General features: G+C 71.6%; 15 protein-coding genes. 14 read left to right on the top strand and 1 reads right to left on the bottom strand.

Translation table 11 applies throughout. The annotated features are described in order from the left end of the window. Positions 1-40: 40 nt before the first annotated feature. The 3 genes from AB0J04_RS25430 (at position 41) to AB0J04_RS25440 (ending at position 4,834) form a co-directional block, all read left to right on the top strand. Entirely contained in the window at positions 41-2,437 is a 2,397-nt protein-coding gene (locus AB0J04_RS25430; protein ID WP_363170849.1) for a UvrD-helicase domain-containing protein, read from the top strand. A 384-nt stretch (positions 2,438-2,821) separates the two neighbouring features. Beyond that, positions 2,822-4,240, top strand: coding sequence for an NAD-dependent malic enzyme (locus tag AB0J04_RS25435; protein ID WP_363170850.1), 1,419 nt, complete (start codon positions 2,822-2,824; stop codon positions 4,238-4,240). A gap of 312 nt (positions 4,241-4,552) precedes the next feature. Next, positions 4,553-4,834 (top strand): HU family DNA-binding protein, encoded by a 282-nt coding sequence (locus AB0J04_RS25440; protein ID WP_004000874.1) that lies wholly within the window; start codon positions 4,553-4,555, stop codon positions 4,832-4,834. Between the two features lie 123 nt (positions 4,835-4,957). Here AB0J04_RS25440 and murA read toward each other — a convergent pair whose 3' ends face one another. Next, complete coding sequence (gene murA, locus AB0J04_RS25445; protein ID WP_363170851.1) at positions 4,958-6,304, bottom strand: UDP-N-acetylglucosamine 1-carboxyvinyltransferase; 1,347 nt, start codon at positions 6,302-6,304, stop codon at positions 4,958-4,960. Between the two features lie 293 nt (positions 6,305-6,597). Between murA and AB0J04_RS25450 the strand changes: the two genes are divergently transcribed. From AB0J04_RS25450 to AB0J04_RS25500, 11 genes are all read left to right on the top strand, one after another. Continuing rightward, positions 6,598-7,170: a YqgE/AlgH family protein gene (locus AB0J04_RS25450; RefSeq protein WP_363170852.1), complete on the top strand. Its 573-nt coding sequence runs from the start codon at positions 6,598-6,600 to the stop codon at positions 7,168-7,170. Positions 7,171-7,234: 64 nt separating this feature from the next. After that, positions 7,235-7,522 carry a DUF3039 domain-containing protein gene (locus AB0J04_RS25455; RefSeq protein ID WP_351911809.1) on the top strand — a complete coding sequence of 96 codons (288 nt, stop codon included), beginning with the start codon at positions 7,235-7,237 and terminating at the stop codon, positions 7,520-7,522. Between the two features lie 248 nt (positions 7,523-7,770). Further along, the gene (locus tag AB0J04_RS25460; protein WP_363170853.1) at positions 7,771-9,066 is read left to right on the top strand and encodes an extracellular solute-binding protein; all 1,296 of its coding nucleotides are present in this window, start codon (positions 7,771-7,773) and stop codon (positions 9,064-9,066) included. A 104-nt stretch (positions 9,067-9,170) separates the two neighbouring features. Beyond that, positions 9,171-10,046: a sugar ABC transporter permease gene (locus tag AB0J04_RS25465; protein ID WP_363170854.1), complete on the top strand. Its 876-nt coding sequence runs from the start codon at positions 9,171-9,173 to the stop codon at positions 10,044-10,046. Continuing rightward, entirely contained in the window at positions 10,043-10,867 is an 825-nt protein-coding gene (locus AB0J04_RS25470) for a carbohydrate ABC transporter permease (protein ID WP_363170855.1), read from the top strand. The genes AB0J04_RS25465 and AB0J04_RS25470 overlap by 4 nt, the downstream gene beginning before the upstream one ends. A gap of 6 nt (positions 10,868-10,873) precedes the next feature. Beyond that, positions 10,874-12,490, top strand: a complete 1,617-nt coding sequence (locus AB0J04_RS25475) for a beta-N-acetylhexosaminidase (RefSeq protein WP_363170856.1) — start codon at positions 10,874-10,876, stop codon at positions 12,488-12,490. Between the two features lie 237 nt (positions 12,491-12,727). Next, entirely contained in the window at positions 12,728-13,621 is an 894-nt protein-coding gene (locus AB0J04_RS25480) for an FAD binding domain-containing protein (RefSeq protein ID WP_351911802.1), read from the top strand. Then, positions 13,618-15,387: a 2Fe-2S iron-sulfur cluster-binding protein gene (locus AB0J04_RS25485; protein ID WP_363170857.1), complete on the top strand. Its 1,770-nt coding sequence runs from the start codon at positions 13,618-13,620 to the stop codon at positions 15,385-15,387. Before AB0J04_RS25480 ends, AB0J04_RS25485 begins: the two co-directional genes overlap by 4 nt. Beyond that, positions 15,384-17,693 (top strand): molybdopterin cofactor-binding domain-containing protein, encoded by a 2,310-nt coding sequence (locus AB0J04_RS25490; protein WP_363170858.1) that lies wholly within the window; start codon positions 15,384-15,386, stop codon positions 17,691-17,693. The genes AB0J04_RS25485 and AB0J04_RS25490 overlap by 4 nt, the downstream gene beginning before the upstream one ends. Further along, a complete protein-coding gene (locus AB0J04_RS25495) occupies positions 17,690-17,857 on the top strand; it encodes a hypothetical protein (RefSeq protein ID WP_363170859.1) in 168 nt (55 codons plus the stop codon). Before AB0J04_RS25490 ends, AB0J04_RS25495 begins: the two co-directional genes overlap by 4 nt. A 188-nt stretch (positions 17,858-18,045) precedes the next feature. Next, positions 18,046-19,290, top strand: coding sequence for an SUKH-4 family immunity protein (locus tag AB0J04_RS25500; RefSeq protein WP_363170860.1), 1,245 nt, complete (start codon positions 18,046-18,048; stop codon positions 19,288-19,290). The last annotated feature ends 90 nt before the right edge of the window (positions 19,291-19,380 follow it).

Raw genomic sequence — 19,380 nt, forward strand, 5'->3', positions numbered from 1 at the left:
GTACGGTTGACGGCTGCCCAGCACGTCAGAAGGGGGCCCGGTGGCCGTACAGGCTCAGCAGGAAACCGCGGTCGGCGCCGCGTCCGACTCGGTCCGAGAGCGCGAGATCAGCGTCGAACAGGAACACCTCGACCGGGTGTACCGGCGTCTCGAGGAGAAGATCCACGAGGCTGAGTTCCTCATGACCGACGCGGCCAAGCGCGGCCAGGTCGGCACGCCCGGCGCGCTCGCCGAGCGGGACGCGCAGGTCTTCCGCGCGGGAGTCCACCTCAACCGGCTCAACAACGAGTTCGAGGACTTCCTGTTCGGACGGATCGACCTCCTCCTCGGGAAGGACGGCAAGAAGGGCCCGGACGGCGCCTACACCGCCGTCGAGCCCGCCGAGGGGACCGTCAGGCCCGACAACACGGCCGACATCGCCGAAACACTCCACATCGGCCGGATCGGCGTCCTCGACTCCGAGTACGCCCCGCTCGTCATCGACTGGCGGGCGCCCGCCGCCGCGCCCTTCTACCGCTCCACCCCGGTCGACCCGGGGCGCGTGGTGCGCCGTCGGGTGATCCGCTCCAAGGGGCGTCGCGTCCTCGGCGTCGAGGACGACCTCATGCGCCCCGAGCTGACGGCCCTCCTGGACGGCGAGGAACTGGCCGTCATCGGCGACGGCGCCCTCATGGCCGCCCTCGGTCAGGCCCGCAGCCACACCATGCGCGACATCGTCGCCTCCATCCAGGCCGAGCAGGACCTGGTCATCCGGGCCCCCGCCGCCTCCGTCACGTACGTCGAGGGCGGCCCGGGCACCGGGAAGACGGCCGTCGCGCTGCACCGGGCCGCCTACCTGCTCTACCAGGACCGGCGCCGGTACGCGGGCGGCATCCTGATCGTCTCGCCCACGCCTTTGCTGGTCGCCTACACCGAGGGCGTGCTGCCCTCCCTCGGCGAGGAGGGCCAGGTCGCCATCCGCGCCATCGGCTCCCTCGTCGACGGCGCCGAGGCCACCCTGTACGACTCCCCGGCGGTGGCCCGGGCCAAGGGCTCGTACCGGATGCTGAAGGTGCTCCGGAAGGCCGCGCGCGGCGCGCTGGAGGCCGGCGGCAGCGGCAGCGGTCATGGCCGGGGCGGCGGCTCCGGTCAGCTGTCCTTCGGTGAGACCGACGAGGCCGAGGAGCTCGACGAGCCCCTCGCCCCCGTCGGCACGCCCACCCGTCTGCGGGTCGTCGCCTTCGGCCGCCGGCTGGAGCTGGAGGCCGCCCAACTGGACCGCGTCCGGCAGATCGCCCTCAGCGGCACCGCCCCCGTCAACCTGCTGCGCCCGCGCGCCCGCAAGCTCCTCCTGGACGCCCTGTGGGAGCGCTCCGGCGCGGCGGGCCGGCACTCCGACCCCGAGCTGGCCGCCGAGCTGCGCTCGTCCTTCGACGAGGACGTGACCACCGAGGACGCGTTCATCGCCTTCCTCGACGCCTGGTGGCCCGAGCTGACCCCGCAGGCCGTCCTCACCGCCATGGCCGACGAGCGGCGGCTCGGCCGCTGGGCCCGGCGGATCCTCAACCCCGGCGAGGTCCGCAGGGTCGCCCGCTCCCTCAAGCGGGACGGCCGCTCCGTGCACGACATCGCCATGCTCGACGAGCTCCAGGCGATCCTCGGCGCCCCGGCCCGCCCGAAGAAGCGGCGCGAGCTGGACCCGCTGGACCAGCTCACCGGCCTGGAGGAGCTGATGCCGGTGCGCGAGGAGTCGCAGCGCGAGCGCGCCGAGCGGCTCGCCCAGGAGCGCGTCGAGTACGCCCACGTCATCGTCGACGAGGCCCAGGACGTCACGCCGATGCAGTGGCGCATGCTCGGCCGCCGAGGCCGGCACGCCACCTGGACGGTCGTCGGCGATCCGGCCCAGTCCTCCTGGTCCGACCCCGACGAGGCCGCCGAGGCCCGTGACGAGGCCCTCGGCAGCCGCCCGCGCCGTCGCTTCCAGCTGACCGTGAACTACCGCAACCCGGCCGAGATCGCCGAACTGGCCGCCAAGGTGCTGGCGCTGGCCATGCCCGGCGCCGAGTCCCCCTCGGCGGTCCGCTCCACGGGCGTCGTGCCCCGCTTCACCGCCTTGCACGGCACCCTGGGCGCGACCGTCCGCGCGGAGGCCGAGCGGCTGCTGCAGCGGGTCGACGGCACCGTCGGCGTCGTCGTCGCCATGAACCGCCGCGAGGAGGCCCGACGGTGGCTCACCGGCCTCGGCGACCGCGTGGTGGCCCTCGGCAGCCTGGAGGCCAAGGGCCTGGAGTACGACGCGACGGTCGTCGTCTCCCCGGCGGAGATCGCGGACGAGTCCCCGGCCGGGCTGCGCGTGCTGTACGTCGCCCTGACCCGGGCCACCCAGCAGCTGACGGTGGTCTCGGCGGACCGTGACGACCCGGACGCGAACGGAGTGCCCGACCTCCTCAGAGACTGACCCGGGGCCGAGTCGGGGACTGATTCCTGTGAACTCCCCGGACGGGAATGGTGTTCGGGCATCCGTTTGTTAGCCTGGTCGTGACACCGGCTCGATCCAAGCCCCCGGGCCCAACCTTCGTCGCTACGAGCGACCACTTGCCGCGAGGCGAGCATGGCGGGTCGGTGTCACCTACGTGGAAGAGGCCCACATCACATCAGTGACGTGGGCCTCTTTCGTTGCCCGGCCGGCTCTCGTATGGTGGAAATTGTTTTCCGAAGTTGCACTGGATCCCCGTCCCGTGAACAAAACGTCCGCAATGCCAGGGCGGCTACCGCGTACTCGGGGGTAGGTGCGACGATCGGACGGCAATCCCGCCACCCAGCAGTGCAGAGGAAGTCGGCCATGGCAACGGCGCCCAGCGTCTCCTACTCGATCACGGTCCGTCTGGAGGTGCCCGCGAGCGGAACGGCGGTCTCCCAGATCACCACGGCCGTGGAGTCCCACGGAGGCTCGGTGACCGGCCTCGACGTCACCGCGTCCGGTCACGAGAAGCTCCGCATCGACGTCACCATCGCCGCCACCTCCACCGCACACGCCGACGAGATCGTCGAGCAGCTGCGCGGCATCGAGGGCGTCACCCTCGGCAAGGTCTCCGACCGTACGTTCCTGATGCACCTCGGCGGCAAGATCGAGATGCAGTCCAAGCATCCCATCCGCAACCGTGACGACCTCTCGATGATCTACACCCCGGGTGTGGCCCGGGTCTGCATGGCGATCGCCGAGAACCCCGAGGACGCCCGCCGCCTCACCATCAAGCGCAACTCCGTTGCGGTCGTGACGGACGGCTCGGCCGTGCTGGGCCTCGGCAACATCGGCCCGAAGGCCGCGCTGCCGGTCATGGAGGGCAAGGCGGCCCTCTTCAAGCGGTTCGCCGGCATCGACGCCTGGCCGCTCTGCCTGGACACCCAGGACACCGACGCGATCGTCGAGATCGTCAAGGCCATCGCCCCCGGCTTCGCGGGCATCAACCTCGAGGACATCTCCGCCCCCCGCTGCTTCGAGATCGAGGCCCGGCTGCGCGAGGCCCTCGACATCCCGGTCTTCCACGACGACCAGCACGGCACCGCGATCGTCGTCCTCGCCTCCCTCACGAACGCCCTGCGTGTCGTGGGCAAGGGCATAGGGGACGTACGGGTCGTCATGTCCGGCGCCGGCGCCGCCGGCACGGCCATCCTCAAGCTGCTGCTGGCGGCCGGCGTGAAGAACGCGGTCGTCGCCGACATCCACGGCGTCGTCCACGCGGACCGCTCCGACCTCGTCGACGCGGCCCAGGACTCGGCGCTGCGCTGGATCGCCGACAACACCAACCCCGAGGGCCTCACCGGCACCCTGAAGGAGGCCGTGCGCGGCGCCGACGTCTTCATCGGCGTCTCCGCCCCGAACGTCCTCGACGGCGCCGACGTGGCCGCGATGGCCGAGGACGCGATCGTGTTCGCGCTTGCGAACCCGGACCCCGAGGTGGACCCGACGGTCGCCCGTCAGACGGCCGCTGTCGTGGCCACCGGCCGCTCCGACTTCCCCAACCAGATCAACAACGTGCTGGTCTTCCCGGGTGTCTTCCGCGGCCTGCTGGACGCGCAGTCCCGCACGGTCAACACCGAGATGATGCTCGCGGCCGCGAAGGCCCTCGCGGAGGTCGTGAGCGACGACGAGCTCAACGCGAACTACATCATCCCGAGCGTCTTCAACGACAAGGTCGCGGGAGCGGTGGCGGGCGCGGTGCGGGACGCCGCGAAGGCGGCGGGCGCGTCGGCCTCGTAGGCTCTGCCCACGGAGTGTGCGGGGGCTGTGAGGATCACCACGCAAGCCCCCGCGACGGCGCGTCGCATAACCTCGTGCCGCCGGCGGCCCCTTAGGGTTGCGCCCGAACCAGGACCCGCCCGGCGGTCCTGGGCCCTACGTGTGACACACATGGGTTGTCTCACGCCTCCGTGCGGGTGCCGGATTGGCTTTCCCGCCGCAGGTAGGGGCAGGATGCGTCTCTGGGCGCGAGCACAACGACTTCGCTGTGCCCCACATGCGGCTCCGCCGCGTGGCACGCCTCAACGGCAAGAAGAACACGGGAGTAACAACATGAACCGCAGTGAGCTGGTGGCCGCGCTGGCCGACCGCGCCGAGGTGACCCGCAAGGACGCCGACGCAGTGCTGGCCGCGTTCGCCGAGGTCGTCGGCGACATCGTCTCCAAGGGCGACGAGAAGGTCACCATCCCCGGCTTCCTGACCTTCGAGCGCACCCACCGTGCCGCTCGCACCGCGCGCAACCCGCAGACCGGCGACCCGATCCAGATCCCGGCCGGCTACAGCGTGAAGGTCTCCGCGGGCTCGAAGCTCAAGGAAGCGGCCAAGGGCAAGTAAGCGCTCCGCTGAGAGCGCCGTGGTCAACCACGAGGGGGCGGCACCCGGGACTCCGGGTGCCGCCCCCTCGTCGTTGCGGTCAGGAAGGGCCTCGAACGCCGGCCGGGCCGGTCGTCACCGTCCCTAGCCGAGTGCCTTGCCCGGCAGTTCGACCTTCGCGCCCAGTTCCACGAGCTTCTCCATGAAGTTCTCGTAGCCGCGGTTGATGAGGTCGATGCCGTGGACGCGGGAGGTGCCCTGGGCCGCGAGGGCGGCGATCAGGTACGAGAAGCCGCCTCGGAGGTCGGGGATGACCAGGTCGGCGCCCTGGAGCTTCGTGGGGCCCGACACGACCGCGGAGTGCAGGAAGTTGCGCTGCCCGAAGCGGCAGTCGGAGCCGCCGAGGCACTCGCGGTAGAGCTGGATGTGCGCGCCCATCTGGTTGAGCGCCGAGGTGAAGCCCAGCCTGGACTCGTAGACCGTCTCGTGGACGATCGACAGCCCCGTGGCCTGCGTGAGCGCGACCACCAGCGGCTGCTGCCAGTCGGTCTGGAAACCGGGGTGCACGTCCGTTTCGAGGGCGATGGACTTCAGCTGGCCGCCGGGGTGCCAGAAGCGGATGCCCTCGTCGTCGATCTCGAACGCGCCGCCCACCTTGCGGTAGGTGTTCAGGAACGTCATCATCGAGCGCTGCTGGGCGCCGCGGACGTAGATGTCGCCTTCCGTCGCCAGCGCCGCGCTCGCCCAGGAGGCGGCCTCCAGCCGGTCCGACAGGGCCGCGTGGTTGTAACCGCCGAGCTTGTCCACACCGGTGACGCGGATCGTGCGGTCGGTGTCCATCGCGATGATGGCGCCCATCTTCTGGAGCACGCAGATGAGATCCTCGATCTCCGGCTCCACGGCCGCGTTCGAGAGCTCGGTGACGCCCTCCGCCAGCACCGCCGTCAGCAGCACCTGCTCGGTCGCGCCGACGGACGGGTACGGCAGCCGGATCTTCGTGCCGCGCAGCCGCCGCGGCGCCTCCAGGTACTGCCCGTCCGCCCGCTTCTCGATCGTCGCGCCGAACTGCCGCAGCACCTCGAAGTGGAAGTCGATGGGCCGGCCGCCGATGTCGCATCCGCCGAGGCCGGGGATGAAGGCGTGGCCGAGACGGTGCAGCAGCGGACCGCAGAGGAGGATCGGGATCCGGCTCGAGCCCGCGTGGGCGTCGATGTCGGCGACGTTGGCGCTCTCGACGTAGGTCGGGTCGAGCACCAGCTCGCCCGGCTCCTCGCCCGGACGGACCGTCACCCCGTGCAGCTGGAGCAGGCCGCGTACGACCCGCACATCACGGATGTCCGGAACGTTGCGCAGCCGACTCGGCGCACTGCCCAGCAGGGCGGCGACCATGGCCTTGGGCACGAGGTTCTTCGCACCGCGGACACGGATCTCGCCCTCGAGCGGGGTTCCGCCGTGGACAAGCAGTACGTCGTCAGAGCCGTTGACGGTCATGTATCTCGCGTTCCATGGATGGTGGATTGGGCTGGGGCAAGGGCCATTGGGTCGGGCAGGGGCCAGAGGAGACAGAGTAATCGCCGTCGACCCCTCTCCCGTAAGCCCAAGGACCGCCCAGCAACGTCATAGCTGTGTCACAACACGAACGGTTTCCCGCCGAGCACATGGGGTCACCGTCGCGGCCCGTTCCGTTCGTGCGCCCGGACGGCATCCGTGCGCTCGACCTGCTCCTCGCCCCCGAGCCCCGATTGCCTCCCCCATTCACGGGAAGATGCGGGATCATGTCTGGCATGACCGAGGTGTCCTCGCTCACAGGGCGGCTGCTCGTGGCAACGCCCGCCCTGGCGGACCCGAACTTCGACCGTGCGGTGGTGCTCCTTCTCGACCACGACGAGAAGGGCTCCCTGGGTGTCGTCCTCAACCGGCCCACCCCGGTGGGCGTGAGCGACATCCTGGAGGGCTGGGCCGACCTCACCGGCGAGCCCGACGTCGTCTTCCAGGGCGGCCCGGTGTCACTCGACTCCGCCCTCGGGGTCGCCGTCATCCCGGGCGGCACGGGCCTCGACGGCGCCCCGCTCGGCTGGCGCCGGGTGCACGGCGCCATCGGCCTCGTCGACCTGGAGGCCCCGCCGGAACTCCTCGCCTCGGCCCTCGGCTCCCTGCGGATCTTCGCCGGGTACGCCGGCTGGGGCCCCGGCCAGCTGGAGGACGAACTGCTGGAGGGCGCCTGGTACGTCGTGGAGTCCGAGCCCGGCGACGTCTCCTCGCCGTCCCCCGAGAGACTCTGGCGCGAGGTGCTGCGCCGCCAGCGCAGCGAGCTGGCGATGGTGGCGACCTATCCGGACGACGCCTCGCTCAACTGATGCGCGGGCGAGGCATGTGTGAGGCGCGTGAGCTTCGCTACCCGCCTTCAGTACCCTTGGCCGTATGAGCACTCTTGAGCCCGAGCGCGGGACTGGTACGGGGACCCTCGTAGAGCCGACGCCGCAGGTGTCGCACGGCGACGGGGACCATGAGCGCTACGCCCACTACGTCCAGAAGGACAAGATCATGGCGAGCGCCCTCGACGGGACGCCCGTCGTGGCGCTGTGCGGCAAGGTCTGGGTGCCCGGCCGCGACCCGAAGAAGTACCCCGTCTGCCCCATGTGCAAGGAGATCTTCGAGTCCATGGCGGGCGGCGGGGACGACAAGGGCAAGGGCGGCGACAAGAAGTAGCCGGCCGGAAGCAGCCGGCCCGCCCGGCTGTCTCCGCTCTCACCTCCGAAGGCCCCCGGGGCGCGTTTTGGCGCGCTTCGGGGGCCTTCGGCGTATTTGTCGTGGGGCTTGCGTTGCACGGGATGCGTCACGTGGTCACAGAGTGGTTGAGACCTCTTGTCGACGTGTTCATGTAGTCCCTAGCCTCCGGGGTGTTGTGCAGAGCAAAACAGCCATTGCGTATGTTGCAACGCTCGGAGGATCGCTCGATGAAGCTCCCCATCAGACTGGCCGTGCTCGCGGCCGCCGCCCTGGTCGCCACCGCATGTGCCCCCCAGACGTCCGACAACTCCTCTTCCGACACCGACGCGAAGACGGGCACCCTGCGTGTCTGGCTCTTCCAGGAGGTCGGCAACAAGCCCAAGGAACAGGTCGTCGACTCGGTCGTCACCGCCTTCGAGGAGGCCCACAAGGGCACCAAGGTCGCCGTCGAGTACATCCCGATCGACACCCGCGCCCAGCGCGTCAAGGCCGCCTTCAACGACCCCAAGTCGGCCCCCGACGTCATGGAGTACGGCAACACCGACACGGCCGGATACGTCCATGACGGCGGACTCCTCGACGTCACGAAGGACTTCGGCGACTGGAGCGAGACCAAGGACACCGACCCCACCGCCAAACAGTCCGTCACCGTCGACGGCAAGCTCTACGGCGCCCCCTTCTACGTCGGCGTCCGCGCCCTCTACTACCGCACGGACGTCTTCGAGGAACTCGGCCTGACGGTCCCGAAGACCATGGCCGAGCTGGCGACGACCGCCCGCAGGATCCGCGCCGCCAAGCCCGACCTGTACGGCCTGGTCGTCGGCGGCGCCTACACCTACGGCGCGATGCCCTTCGTCTGGGCCAACGGCGGCGAGCTCGCCAACGGCAAGGGCGGCTCCTACGCCTCCGCCATCGACAGCGCGGCCGCCCGGAAGGGCATCACCGCGTACACCTCGCTCTTCTCCGACGACAACTGCCCCGCCGCCAAGTGCGCGGGCATGGGCGGCAACGACAGCGTCACCGCGTTCGCGGCCGGCAAGGCGGGCATGGTCATCGGCGGCGACTTCAGCCACACGGCCGTGGAGGCGGGCGCGGTGAAGGGCAAGTACGCCGTCGTGCCGCTGCCGGGTGTGACGGCCGGCTCGATCGCTCCGGCGTTCGCGGGCGGCAACAACATCGGCGTGCTGAAGAGCACGACGCACCGCACGCTCGCCGTCCAGCTGATGGAGGCCCTCGCCTCGAAGAAGACGCAGGCCTCGCTGTTCGACGCGATGGGCTTCCTGCCCACCTTCACGGACGTCCGGGACGCGGCTGCCGCGAAGGAGCCGTTCGTGAAGCCGTTCGTGCAGACGCTGGCCGCCGGCACCAAGTTCGTGCCGGCGTCCCCCGCCTGGTCGCAGATCGATTCCCAGCTGGTCGTGCCGACCATGTTCCAGGAGGTCATCAGCGGCAAGAAGGATGTGGCGGGGGCTTCGACCGAGGCGGCGAAGAAGATGGACACGGCGTTCGGCTCCATCGGGTGACGCCTCATGACTCGGGGCTTGCGGCGCGTGGGCGACTGAGGGTCAGCCGTGGCTGGTCGCGCCCACGCGGCGGTAGCCGCAAATTCAGTACAGCCCCGCGCCCCTTGGCAGGCTCCAGTACTCCTTGGCTCTATCTGGCCCCCGCTCTTGTCGTTCTTGCCGCGCTCCTTGCCTATCCCGTCTACCAGCTCGGGCTGATCTCGCTCTTCCGGTACACCCAGGCACAGGTCAGTGGCGGGCAGCCGACTGTGTTCCGGGGGTTCGGGAACTACGCCGACGTGTTCTCGGACGATCAGTTCTGGCAGGTGCTCCTGTCGACGGTCGTCTTCGCGGCCGCCTGCGTCGTCTCCACCCTCGCCGTCGGCTGCGCGCTCGCCGTGTTGCTCACGCGCGTGCGTGCCGTGCCCCGGCTCGCGCTGATGCTGGCCGCGCTGGGCGCCTGGGCGACGCCGGCGGTCACCGGCTCCACGGTCTGGCTGCTGCTGTTCGACCCCGACTTCGGCCCCGTCAACCGGCTGTTGGGACTCGGCGACCACTCCTGGACCTACGGCCGCTACAGCGCCTTCTTCCTGGTGCTCCTCGAAGTGGTGTGGTGCTCCTTCCCGTTCGTGATGGTCACCGTCTACGCGGGGATCCGCGCCGTGCCGTCGGAGGTGCTGGAGGCCGCCGAGCTGGACGGCGCCTCTCAGTGGCGGATCTGGCGGTCGGTGCTCGCGCCGATGCTCCGGCCGATCCTCGTGGTCGTCACCATCCAGTCGGTCATCTGGGACTTCAAGGTCTTCACCCAGATCTATGTGATGACGAACGGCGGCGGCATCGCCGGGCAGAACCTCGTCCTGAACGTCTACGCCTACCAACAGGCCTTCGCGTCCTCGCAGTACGGCCTCGGCGCGGCGATCGGCGTCGTGATGCTGCTGATCCTGCTCGCCGTCACCCTGGTCTACCTGCGGCTGCTGCGGCGGCAGGGGGAGGAACTGTGAACCTTTCCCGGCGATGGATCTCCGACGCGGTGGCGCTGCTCGTCGCCGTCGTGGTCGCCTTCCCGCTCTACTGGATGGTGCTGAGCGCCTTCAAACCGGCCGGGGAGATCGAGTCCAGCAAGCCCCGGCCATGGACTCTGACGCCCTCTCTGGATTCCTTCCGGCGCGTCTTCGGACAGCAGGAATTCGGTCGCTACTTCCTCAACAGCCTCATCGTCGCGTGTGCGGTGGTGATCGTCTCCGGGCTGATCGCGTTTCTCGCCGCGACCGCCGTGACCCGATTCCGGTTCCGCTTCCGGACCACCTTGCTGATCATGTTCCTGGTGGCCCAGATGGTGCCCGTCGAGGCGCTGACGATCCCCTTGTTCTTCCTCATGCGGGACTTCGGCCAGCTGAACACCCTGGGGTCGCTGATCCTGCCGCACATCGCCTTCTCGCTGCCCTTCGCGATCTGGATGCTGAGGGGGTTCGTGAAAGCGGTTCCGGAGGCGTTGGAGGAGGCCGCGTACCTCGACGGGGCGAGTCGCACACGCTTTCTGTGGCAGATCCTTTTTCCGCTCGTCCTGCCGGGGCTGGTGGCCACCAGCGTGTTTTCCTTCATCTCCGCGTGGAACGACTTCCTCTTCGCCAAGTCCTTCATCATCAGCGACACTTCGCAGTCCACGCTGCCGATGGCCCTGCTGGTCTTCTACAAACCGGACGACCCCGACTGGGGCGGTGTGATGGCCGGCTCCACGGTGATGACGATTCCGGTGCTGGTGTTCTTCGTACTCGTACAGCGACGACTGGTCTCCGGGCTGGGCGGAGCGGTCAAGGACTGAACCGACATGACTGAACTGATTCCGGCGCCCCGATTCATCACCTACGACCGTGCCGGCCGCGTCCGCCTGGACGAGGGGACCCGGCTCGAGGCGGGGCCCGGCACCGAGGGCGTCGCGCGCTGGTTGCGGGCGACGGTCGGCGCGGCGACCGGCTTCCCCCTGCCGGAGCACGGCGACAGCGAGTGGCGTATCGAGCTGGCCATCGACCCCGCACTGCCCCCGGAGGGCTACCGCCTGTCCCTCGAAGGGCGGCACCGCCTGATCCGGGGCGGCAGCGCGGCAGGCGTCTTCTGGGGTGCGCAGACCTTCCGGCAACTGCTCGGCCCCGACGCCTTCCGCCGGGCTCCGCTGCGCCCCGGGCAGGACTGGGACCTCCCGGAGGTCACGATCGAGGACAGCCCCCGCTTCCCCTGGCGCGGGCTCATGCTCGACGTGGCCCGGCACTTCATGCCCAAGGAAGGCGTTCTGCGCTACCTGGATCTGATGGCGGCGCACAAACTCAACGTCTTCCACTTCCATCTGACGGACGATCAGGGCTGGCGGATCGAGATCAGGAGGCACCCCCGGCTGACCGAGGTCGGTTCCTGGCGGGCGCGGACGAAATTCGGCCATCGCGCCTCACCGCTGTGGGACGAGAAGCCGCACGGTGGCTACTACACGCAGGACGACATCCGGGAGATCGTCGCCTACGCCGCCGAGCGGCATATCGCCGTCGTCCCCGAAATCGATCTGCCGGGCCACTCGCAGGCCGCGATCGCCGCGTACCCGGAACTCGGCAACACCGACGTCATCGGCACCTCGGTCCTCTCCGTGTGGGACACCTGGGGGATCAATCCCAACGTACTCGCCCCCACCGACAACACCCTGCGCTTCTACGAGGGGGTCTTCGAGGAACTGCTGGAGCTGTTCCCCTCGGAGTTCATTCACGTCGGGGGTGACGAATGTCCCAAGGACCAGTGGCGGCAGTCGCCGACCGCGCAGGCGCGCATGAGGGAACTCGGCCTCGCGGACGAGGACGAGTTGCAGTCCTGGTTCATCGGCCACTTCGACACGTGGCTCTCCGCGCGCGGGCGCAGGCTCATCGGCTGGGACGAGATCCTGGAGGGCGGCCTCGCGGAGGGCGCGGCCGTGTCGTCCTGGCGTGGTTACGCGGGCGGGATCGCCGCCGCGCGGGCCGGACACGACGTCGTGATGTGCCCCGAGCAGCAGGTCTACCTGGACCACCGGCAGGCGCCCGGCGAGGACGAGCCGGTACCGATCGGTTTCGTGCGCACCCTGGAGGACGTCTATCGGTTCGAGCCCGTTCCCGGGGAGTTGACGGCCGAGGAGGCGCGGCACGTGCTCGGCACGCAGGCCAACCTGTGGACCGAGGTGATGGAGGACCACGCGCGCGTGGACTACCAGGCCTTCCCCCGGCTCGCCGCGTTCGCCGAGGTCGCCTGGAGTTCCCTGCCTGCCTCGCGGGAGCGGGACTTCGCCGACTTCGAACGACGGATGGCGCCCCACTACGGGCGACTTGACGCCCTGGGCGTCGGCTACCGGCCGCCGGCCGGGCCCCGGCCGTGGCAGCGGCGGCCCGGTGTCCTCGGGCGTCCGATCGACGGTCCGCCCCCGAACCGGTGATACCGCGCGTCACGGAAAAACCCTGGCAGGGTCACCGAAGAGTGGCAATTCATGCGTATCGGTGATGCCGTACGAAAACGGACCATCTCCGCAATGAGGTGGGCGAATGCCTCCTAGCGGACCCCCGCGTTCGGGTGTTGCGAAGATGTGCCAGAGTTGCCACGTCCGCCCTGTCAGCACGTACCGTACGGCAACACAGGTGGGACCAGGTGGGGCAGCGGGAAGGGGCAGCCGGTTTTGAGCACGCACGCACCGCAGGCGGCGCAGGCCGTCACGCTGCCCACGTCACTGGACGAGGCCGTGGCGGCGCTCGCGGCCATGCCCGCGGCCGTGCCGGTGGCCGGCGGCACCGATCTGATGGCCGCCGTCAACTCCGGGCAGCTCAGGCCCGCCGGCCTGGTCGGCCTCGGCCGGATCAGCGAGATCCGCGGCTGGCAGTACCAGGACGGCCACGCGCTGCTCGGCGCCGGACTCACCCACGCGCGCATGGGCCGCCCCGACTTCGCCGCGCTGATCCCGGCGCTCGCCGCCGCCGCGCGCGCCGCGGGCCCGCCGCAGATCCGCAACGCGGGCACCCTGGGCGGCAACATCGCCTCCGCCGCGCCCACGGGCGACGCGCTGCCCGTGCTGGCCGCGCTGGAGGCGACCCTGATCATCGCGGGCCAGAGCGGAGCCCGCCGGGAGATCCCGGTGTCGCACCTGCTGGCCGGCATGGAGATGCTGCGCGGCGGCGAGCTCATCGGGTACGTGCGCGTGCCGCTGCTGCACGCCCCGCAGGTCTTCCTGAAGGCCACCGGCCGCACCGGCCCGGGCCGTGCGGTGGCCTCCGTGGCGCTGGTCCTCGACCCCGCCCGGCGTGGCGTCAGGTGCGCCGTCGGAGCCATAGCGCCGATGCCGCTGCGGCCCCTGGAGGCCGAGCAGTGGGTCGCCCGGCTGATCGACTGGGACAACAACCGCACGATCGTCCCGGAGGCGCTGACCGCCTTCGGGGAGTACGTCGCAGCCGCCTGCATCCCCGACCCGGTGCCGGGCGTGGACGGCTCCGTACCGGAACTTCCGCCTGCCGTACTGCACCTGCGGCGCACCGTCGCCGCGCTGGCCCGACGAGCACTGGGGAGGGCGCTGTCGTGACCGACGACCAGCACGCACCCGGACACGGACAGGACCCCGGGCGGGAGCGCGACGCTCCGCAGGGCGGCGGCCGCTGGGACCCGCTGCCCCAGGGGGACTACGACGACGGCGCGACCGCCTTCGTGAAGCTCCCCGAAGGCGGCATCGACGCCCTGCTGGCCGCCCGCGGCGCCGACCCGCTCGCCGCGCCGGGTCACGGGTACGTGCCGCCGCAGATAGCGGTCGCGCCCCCGACGGACGACGCCTGGGCGGCCCCGCCCGGCGGCGCCGACTGGCCCGCCCCGCAGGGCACCCCGCAGACGGTGGGCGACGACCGGTTCTCGTACCGCCCGGGCTCGACCGGTCAGTGGTCCTTCGACGACGCCTCGGCGGCCCAGGGCGCACCGCAGTCCGCCCCGGGCCACGACGTGACCGGCCAGTGGTCGATCCCCGTCGCGGGCGGCGACCTTCCGGACGAATCGGGCGAGTTCACCACATCGGCCCTGGTCGAACAGTGGGGCGGCACGCCCCCGGCCACCCTGCCCGGCGGCGCGCCCGCGCCCTGGGCGACGGGCACGACCGACACGACCGGCACCGCGAACCAGGCGTGGGGCCGGCCCACGGACCAGGCCGACCCGGCCGCGCCGCCGACGACGGACACGCCCCCGTACGGACTCGCGCCGCAGCACACGCCCGCGCACGGGACGGGTTACGCGCCCGAGCACGACACGCCGGCCGCGGACCACGACCGCCACCACCCCGCGCCCGACTACACCGGGCACACCGAGGACCACGCCCACCCCGCCGGCACGTTCGCCCCGGAGATCTCCGCAGAGGCCTACACGGTGTCCCCGAACGACCCCGTGGAGGCCGCTCGGCGGGCCGCTGAGGCCGAGGGGGCGACCGAGGCCCCCGGGGGCCCGGAACACGCCCACGAGGCCGCCCACGGCCCCGCTGAGCCGTCTGCCGAACCCGCGGCCGCGCACGGAGACCCCCGCGAGGACCACGGCGACCCGGCGGACGCGCACGACGCGCCCGCCGCCGACGAACTCGCCGAAGGCGAGACGCCGTCCGAGGCGGACACGGAGGCGGACGAGACCACCGAGGCCGCCGACGCGCCCGAAGACACGCCGTCGCCGTTCCACGACGAACACCCCCTCGCCGGCTACGTGCTGCGCGTCAACGGCTCCGACCGCCCCGTCACCGACGCCTGGATCGGCGAGTCGCTGCTCTACGTCCTGCGCGAGCGCCTCGGCCTCGCCGGCGCAAAGGACGGCTGTTCGCAGGGCGAGTGCGGGGCCTGCAACGTCCAGGTCGACGGACGGCTCGTCGCCTCCTGCCTGGTGCCCGCCGTCACCACCGCCGGCAGCGAGATCCGCACCGTCGAGGGCCTGGCCGTCGACGGGCAGCCCTCGGACGTGCAGCGGGCGCTCGCCAAGTGCGGGGCCGTGCAGTGCGGGTTCTGCGTGCCCGGCATGGCGATGACCGTGCACGACCTGCTCGAGGGCAACCCGGCGCCGACCGAGCTGGAGACCCGCCAGGCCCTCTGCGGCAACCTGTGCCGCTGCTCCGGCTACCGGGGCGTCCTGCGGGCCGTCAAGGACGTCGTCGCCGAACGCGAGGCGCACGCCGAGGCCGAGTCCAACGGCGACGAGGCCCGCATTCCCCACCAGGCCGGCCCGGGCGCGGGCGGCGTCCACGCGTCGGCGTTCGAGAACCCGGCACAGCCCCACCCGAACGACCCGGCGTACGGCCAGGGCCAGGGCCAGGACGGAGGCCAGGCGTGAGCAACGAAGCAGCCACCGCGACGACCCCCGCGGAGGCGGCCCCGGCCTCCGAGCCGATCCCGCACGGCCTCGGCGCGTCCCTCCAGCCCGCCGACGCGCGGGCCAAGACGGAGGGCACCTTCCCGTACGCGGCCGACCTGTGGGCCGAGGGCCTGCTCTGGGCGGCCGTGCTGCGCTCACCGCACCCGCACGCGCGCATTGTGTCCATCGACACGTCCCACGCGCGTGAGATGCCCGGCGTACGGGCCGTCGTCACCCACGAGGACGTCCCCGGGCGCGCCCTGCACGGGCGCGGCAAGGCCGACCGGCCGGTGTTCGCCTCCGACGTCGTCCGCCACCACGGCGAGCCCATCGCCGCCGTCGCCGCCGACCACCCGGACACCGCGCGGATGGCCGCCGCGGCCGTCATCGTCGAGTACGAGGCACTCGACCCGGTGATCGACCCCGAGCAGGCCTTCGAGGCGGAGCCCCTGCACCCCGACGGCAACCTGATCCGGCACATCCCGCTGCACCACGGCGACCCGGCCGCGGCCGGCGAGATCGTCGTCGAGGGCCAGTACCGCATCGGCCGCGCCGACCCCGCCCCGATCGGCGCCGAGGCCGGCCTCGCCGTGCCCCGTCCCGACGGCGGCGTGGAGCTCTACCTGGCCTCCACCGACCCGCACACCGACCGGGACACGGCCGCCGCCTGCTACGGCCTCGAACCCGAACGGGTGAAGATCGTCGTCACCGGGGTGCCCGGCGCGACGGCCGACCGCGAGGACCAGGGCTTCCAGCTCCCGCTCGGCCTGCTCGCCCTGAAGACCGGCTGCCCGGTGAAACTGACGGCCACGCGCGAGGAGTCGTTCCTCGGCCACGCCCACCGGCACCCCACCCTGCTGCGCTACCGCCACCACGCGGACGCCGAGGGCCGGCTGGTGAAGGTCGAGGCGCAGATCCTGCTGGACGCGGGCGCCTACGCCGACACCTCCGCCGAGGCCCTGGCCGCCGCCGTCTCCTTCGCCTGCGGCCCCTATGTCGTGCCGAACGCCTTCATCGAAGGCTGGGCGGTCCGTACGAACAACCCGCCGTCGGGCCATGTGCGCGGCGAGGGTGCGATGCAGGTGTGCGCCGCCTACGAGGCGCAGATGGACAAGCTGGCGAAGAAGCTCGGCGTCGACCCGGCGGAGCTGCGGCTGCGCAACGTCATGGCCACCGGCGACGTCCTGCCGACCGGCCAGACCGTGACCTGCCCGGCCCCCGTCGCCGAACTCCTCCAGGCCGTCCAGGAGTTCCCGCTGCCCGCCCTCCCCAAGGACACGCCCGAGGGGGACTGGCTGCTGCCCGGCGGCCCCGAGGGCGCGGGCGAACCGGGCGCGGTGCGCCGGGGCGTGGGCTACGGCCTCGGCATGGTGCACATGCTGGGCGCGGAGGGCGCGGACGAGGTCTCCACGGCGACCGTCAAGGTCCAGGACGGCATCGCCACGGTCCTGTGCGCGGCGGTCGAGACGGGCCAGGGCTTCACGACGCTGGCCCGCCAGATCGTCCAGGAGACGCTCGGCGTCGACGAGGTGCACGTGGCGCCCGTGGACACCGACCAGCCCCCCGCGGGCCCCGGCTGCCGGGGCCGCCACACGTGGGTCTCGGGCGGCGCGGTGGAACGGGCGGCGAAGATGGTCCGCACCCAGCTCCTCCAGCCCCTGGCGCACAAGTTCGGCATGTCCACGGAGCTGCTCCAGATCACCGACGGCAAGATCACCTCCTACGACGGCGTCCTGTCGACGACCGTCACGGAGGAGATGCACGGCAAGGAGCTGTGGGCGACGGCACAGTGCCGCCCGCACCCGACCGAGCCGCTGGACGCGGCCGGCCAGGGCGACGCCTTCGTCGGCCTGGCGTTCTGCGCGATCCGCGCGGTCGTCGACGTCGACATCGAGCTCGGGTCGGTGCGGGTCGTCGAACTGGCGGTCGCCCAGGACGTCGGCCGGATCCTCAACCCGGCGCAGCTCGCCGCCCGCATCGAGGCGGGCGTGACGCAGGGCGTCGGCATCGCCCTCACCGAGAACCTCCGCACCCCCAGAGGCCTGATCCGCCACCCCGACCTCACCGGCTACGCGCTGCCGACGGCCCTGGACGCCCCGGACATCCAGATCGTCAAACTGGTCGAGGAGCGGGATGTGGTCGCTCCGTTCGGGGCGAAGGCCGCGAGCGCGGTCCCGGTGGTGACCTCGCCGGCGGCGATCGCCTCCGCCGTACGGGCCGCGACCGGCCGTCCGGTGAACCGGCTGCCGATAAGGCCCCAGGCCGCGGTGGTGACGGACCGGTGAGCGAGCGGGATCCGGCTTCGGCTTCGGCTTCGGCTCCGGCGGCGTCGGATCCGGCCGCCCGGCAGTACGAACCCCCGCCGAGCGTGGGCAAGTTGCTGGGCTGGATCCTGCTGTTCGTGGTGGCCGCGGTGGTCGTGGTGCTGGGCGGCGTGTACCTCACCTGAGTCGCCGCCCGGGTCGCCGCCCGAGCCACCGAGGGAACGCACGAGGGCGTTTCGACGTCTGTCAGTGCGTGGGACCGGCGTCGGCGTCCGGTGTCGGGTGTTGTCGCTGGTCGGGGCCGTTGTCAGTGGTGCCGCGTAGGCTGCGGAGCAGTGGGACGGCGCACGCAACTTTCCGCACGGGGGACCCGATGAGCACCACCAGGACCACCACCGCCAAACCGACGATCACCTTCACCGAGGACGAGCTGAACCCGTACATCACGCACGCGCCGACGCGCCGCTGGCTGACCGGCCCCGGCCTGCCGGCCCTGCCGGGCGACGGCGCCCTGATGACGTTCGAGGCGCTGCGCACGGACGGTCTGCGCACGGTCGCGGACTCCACGGGCGACCCCGAGGGCCTCCTGGCGGCGGAGCTGCGCGACCGGCTGGTCATAGGCGGAATCCTGGGCGCCGACGGCCGGGAGACCGAGTCGGTCCTGCTCGACGGGATGACGGGCGAGATCTCGACGACGTACTTCCTGCACGACCGCCCCGGCCTGATGGACACCCGCCCCCTCGCACCCTCCCTGGAGAAGCTGGTGCGCTACGCGACCGCGGTGGACGAACTTGCGGCCCTGCGCGGCCAGTTCGCCTCCTACGCGGGCCGCCTCGGACCGAAGGCGGTGGCGGAGGCGACCCGGCAGCTGCTCGCGGTGTTCGAGGAGGCCGCGGACGGCGCCGAGGCCGCGGCGGCCACGGCGGGGGACCGGGAGGGCGACTCGGGGCTCTTCTGGAAGCTGGCCGCGGTGATCCGCCCGCTGGCCCTGGTGGCCGGCCCGGGCACGACGTCCGGCCTGGCGCTGGACCTCCCGGTCCGGCTGCTGGACGAGGAGTTCGGCTCCGGCGAGATCGTCCGCTTCGAGGACGTCGACTTCCCGAACGTGCTCACGCACGCCCCGACCCGCCGCTTCCTGCGCGAGACGGGCCTGCCGGAGGAGGTCGTCTGGTTCTCGCTGGAGACCGACATGCCGCTGCAGACCCTCGCCGAGTACTGCGCGGACGACCGCGGCGGCGTCCTCACCGAGGAGCGGCTCCCGGCGAACGCCGACCGCCTGATCCGCCTCGGCCACCTCCTGGAGGACACCAGCCTGGTCGTGGACGGCGCGACGGGCGCGGTGCTGAGCTGGAGCGAGCCGGACCTCGGTCTGCGTCCGCTCAACGCCGACATCTCCACCCTGGCGTTCACCCTCTGGCTGATACAGCGCGAGCGGGCGCTGGACGCGGTCCACGAGCTGACCGAGGCCTACGACCAGCTCGCCGAGACGATGTCGCGCACCCTGGCCGCCGTCGACCCGGTCGCCTGCGACCCGACCCCGAACAACCCCGCGGACGACGGCTGGCGTTACTGGCCGGGGATGTTCGAGGACGAGCAGGGCGGCGGGCTGTCCGCCTAGGGGGCTTCTGATGGATCTCCGCGGCGTCGCGGCGTTCGGCACGCACTCTCGCCGCACCGGGCGAAAGCCCTAGTAGCTCCGCTACGAGGA

The sequence above is a fragment of the Streptomyces sp. NPDC050263 genome (genome assembly GCF_040655955.1).
In the GTDB taxonomy this organism is placed as follows: Bacteria; Actinomycetota; Actinomycetes; order Streptomycetales; family Streptomycetaceae; genus Streptomyces.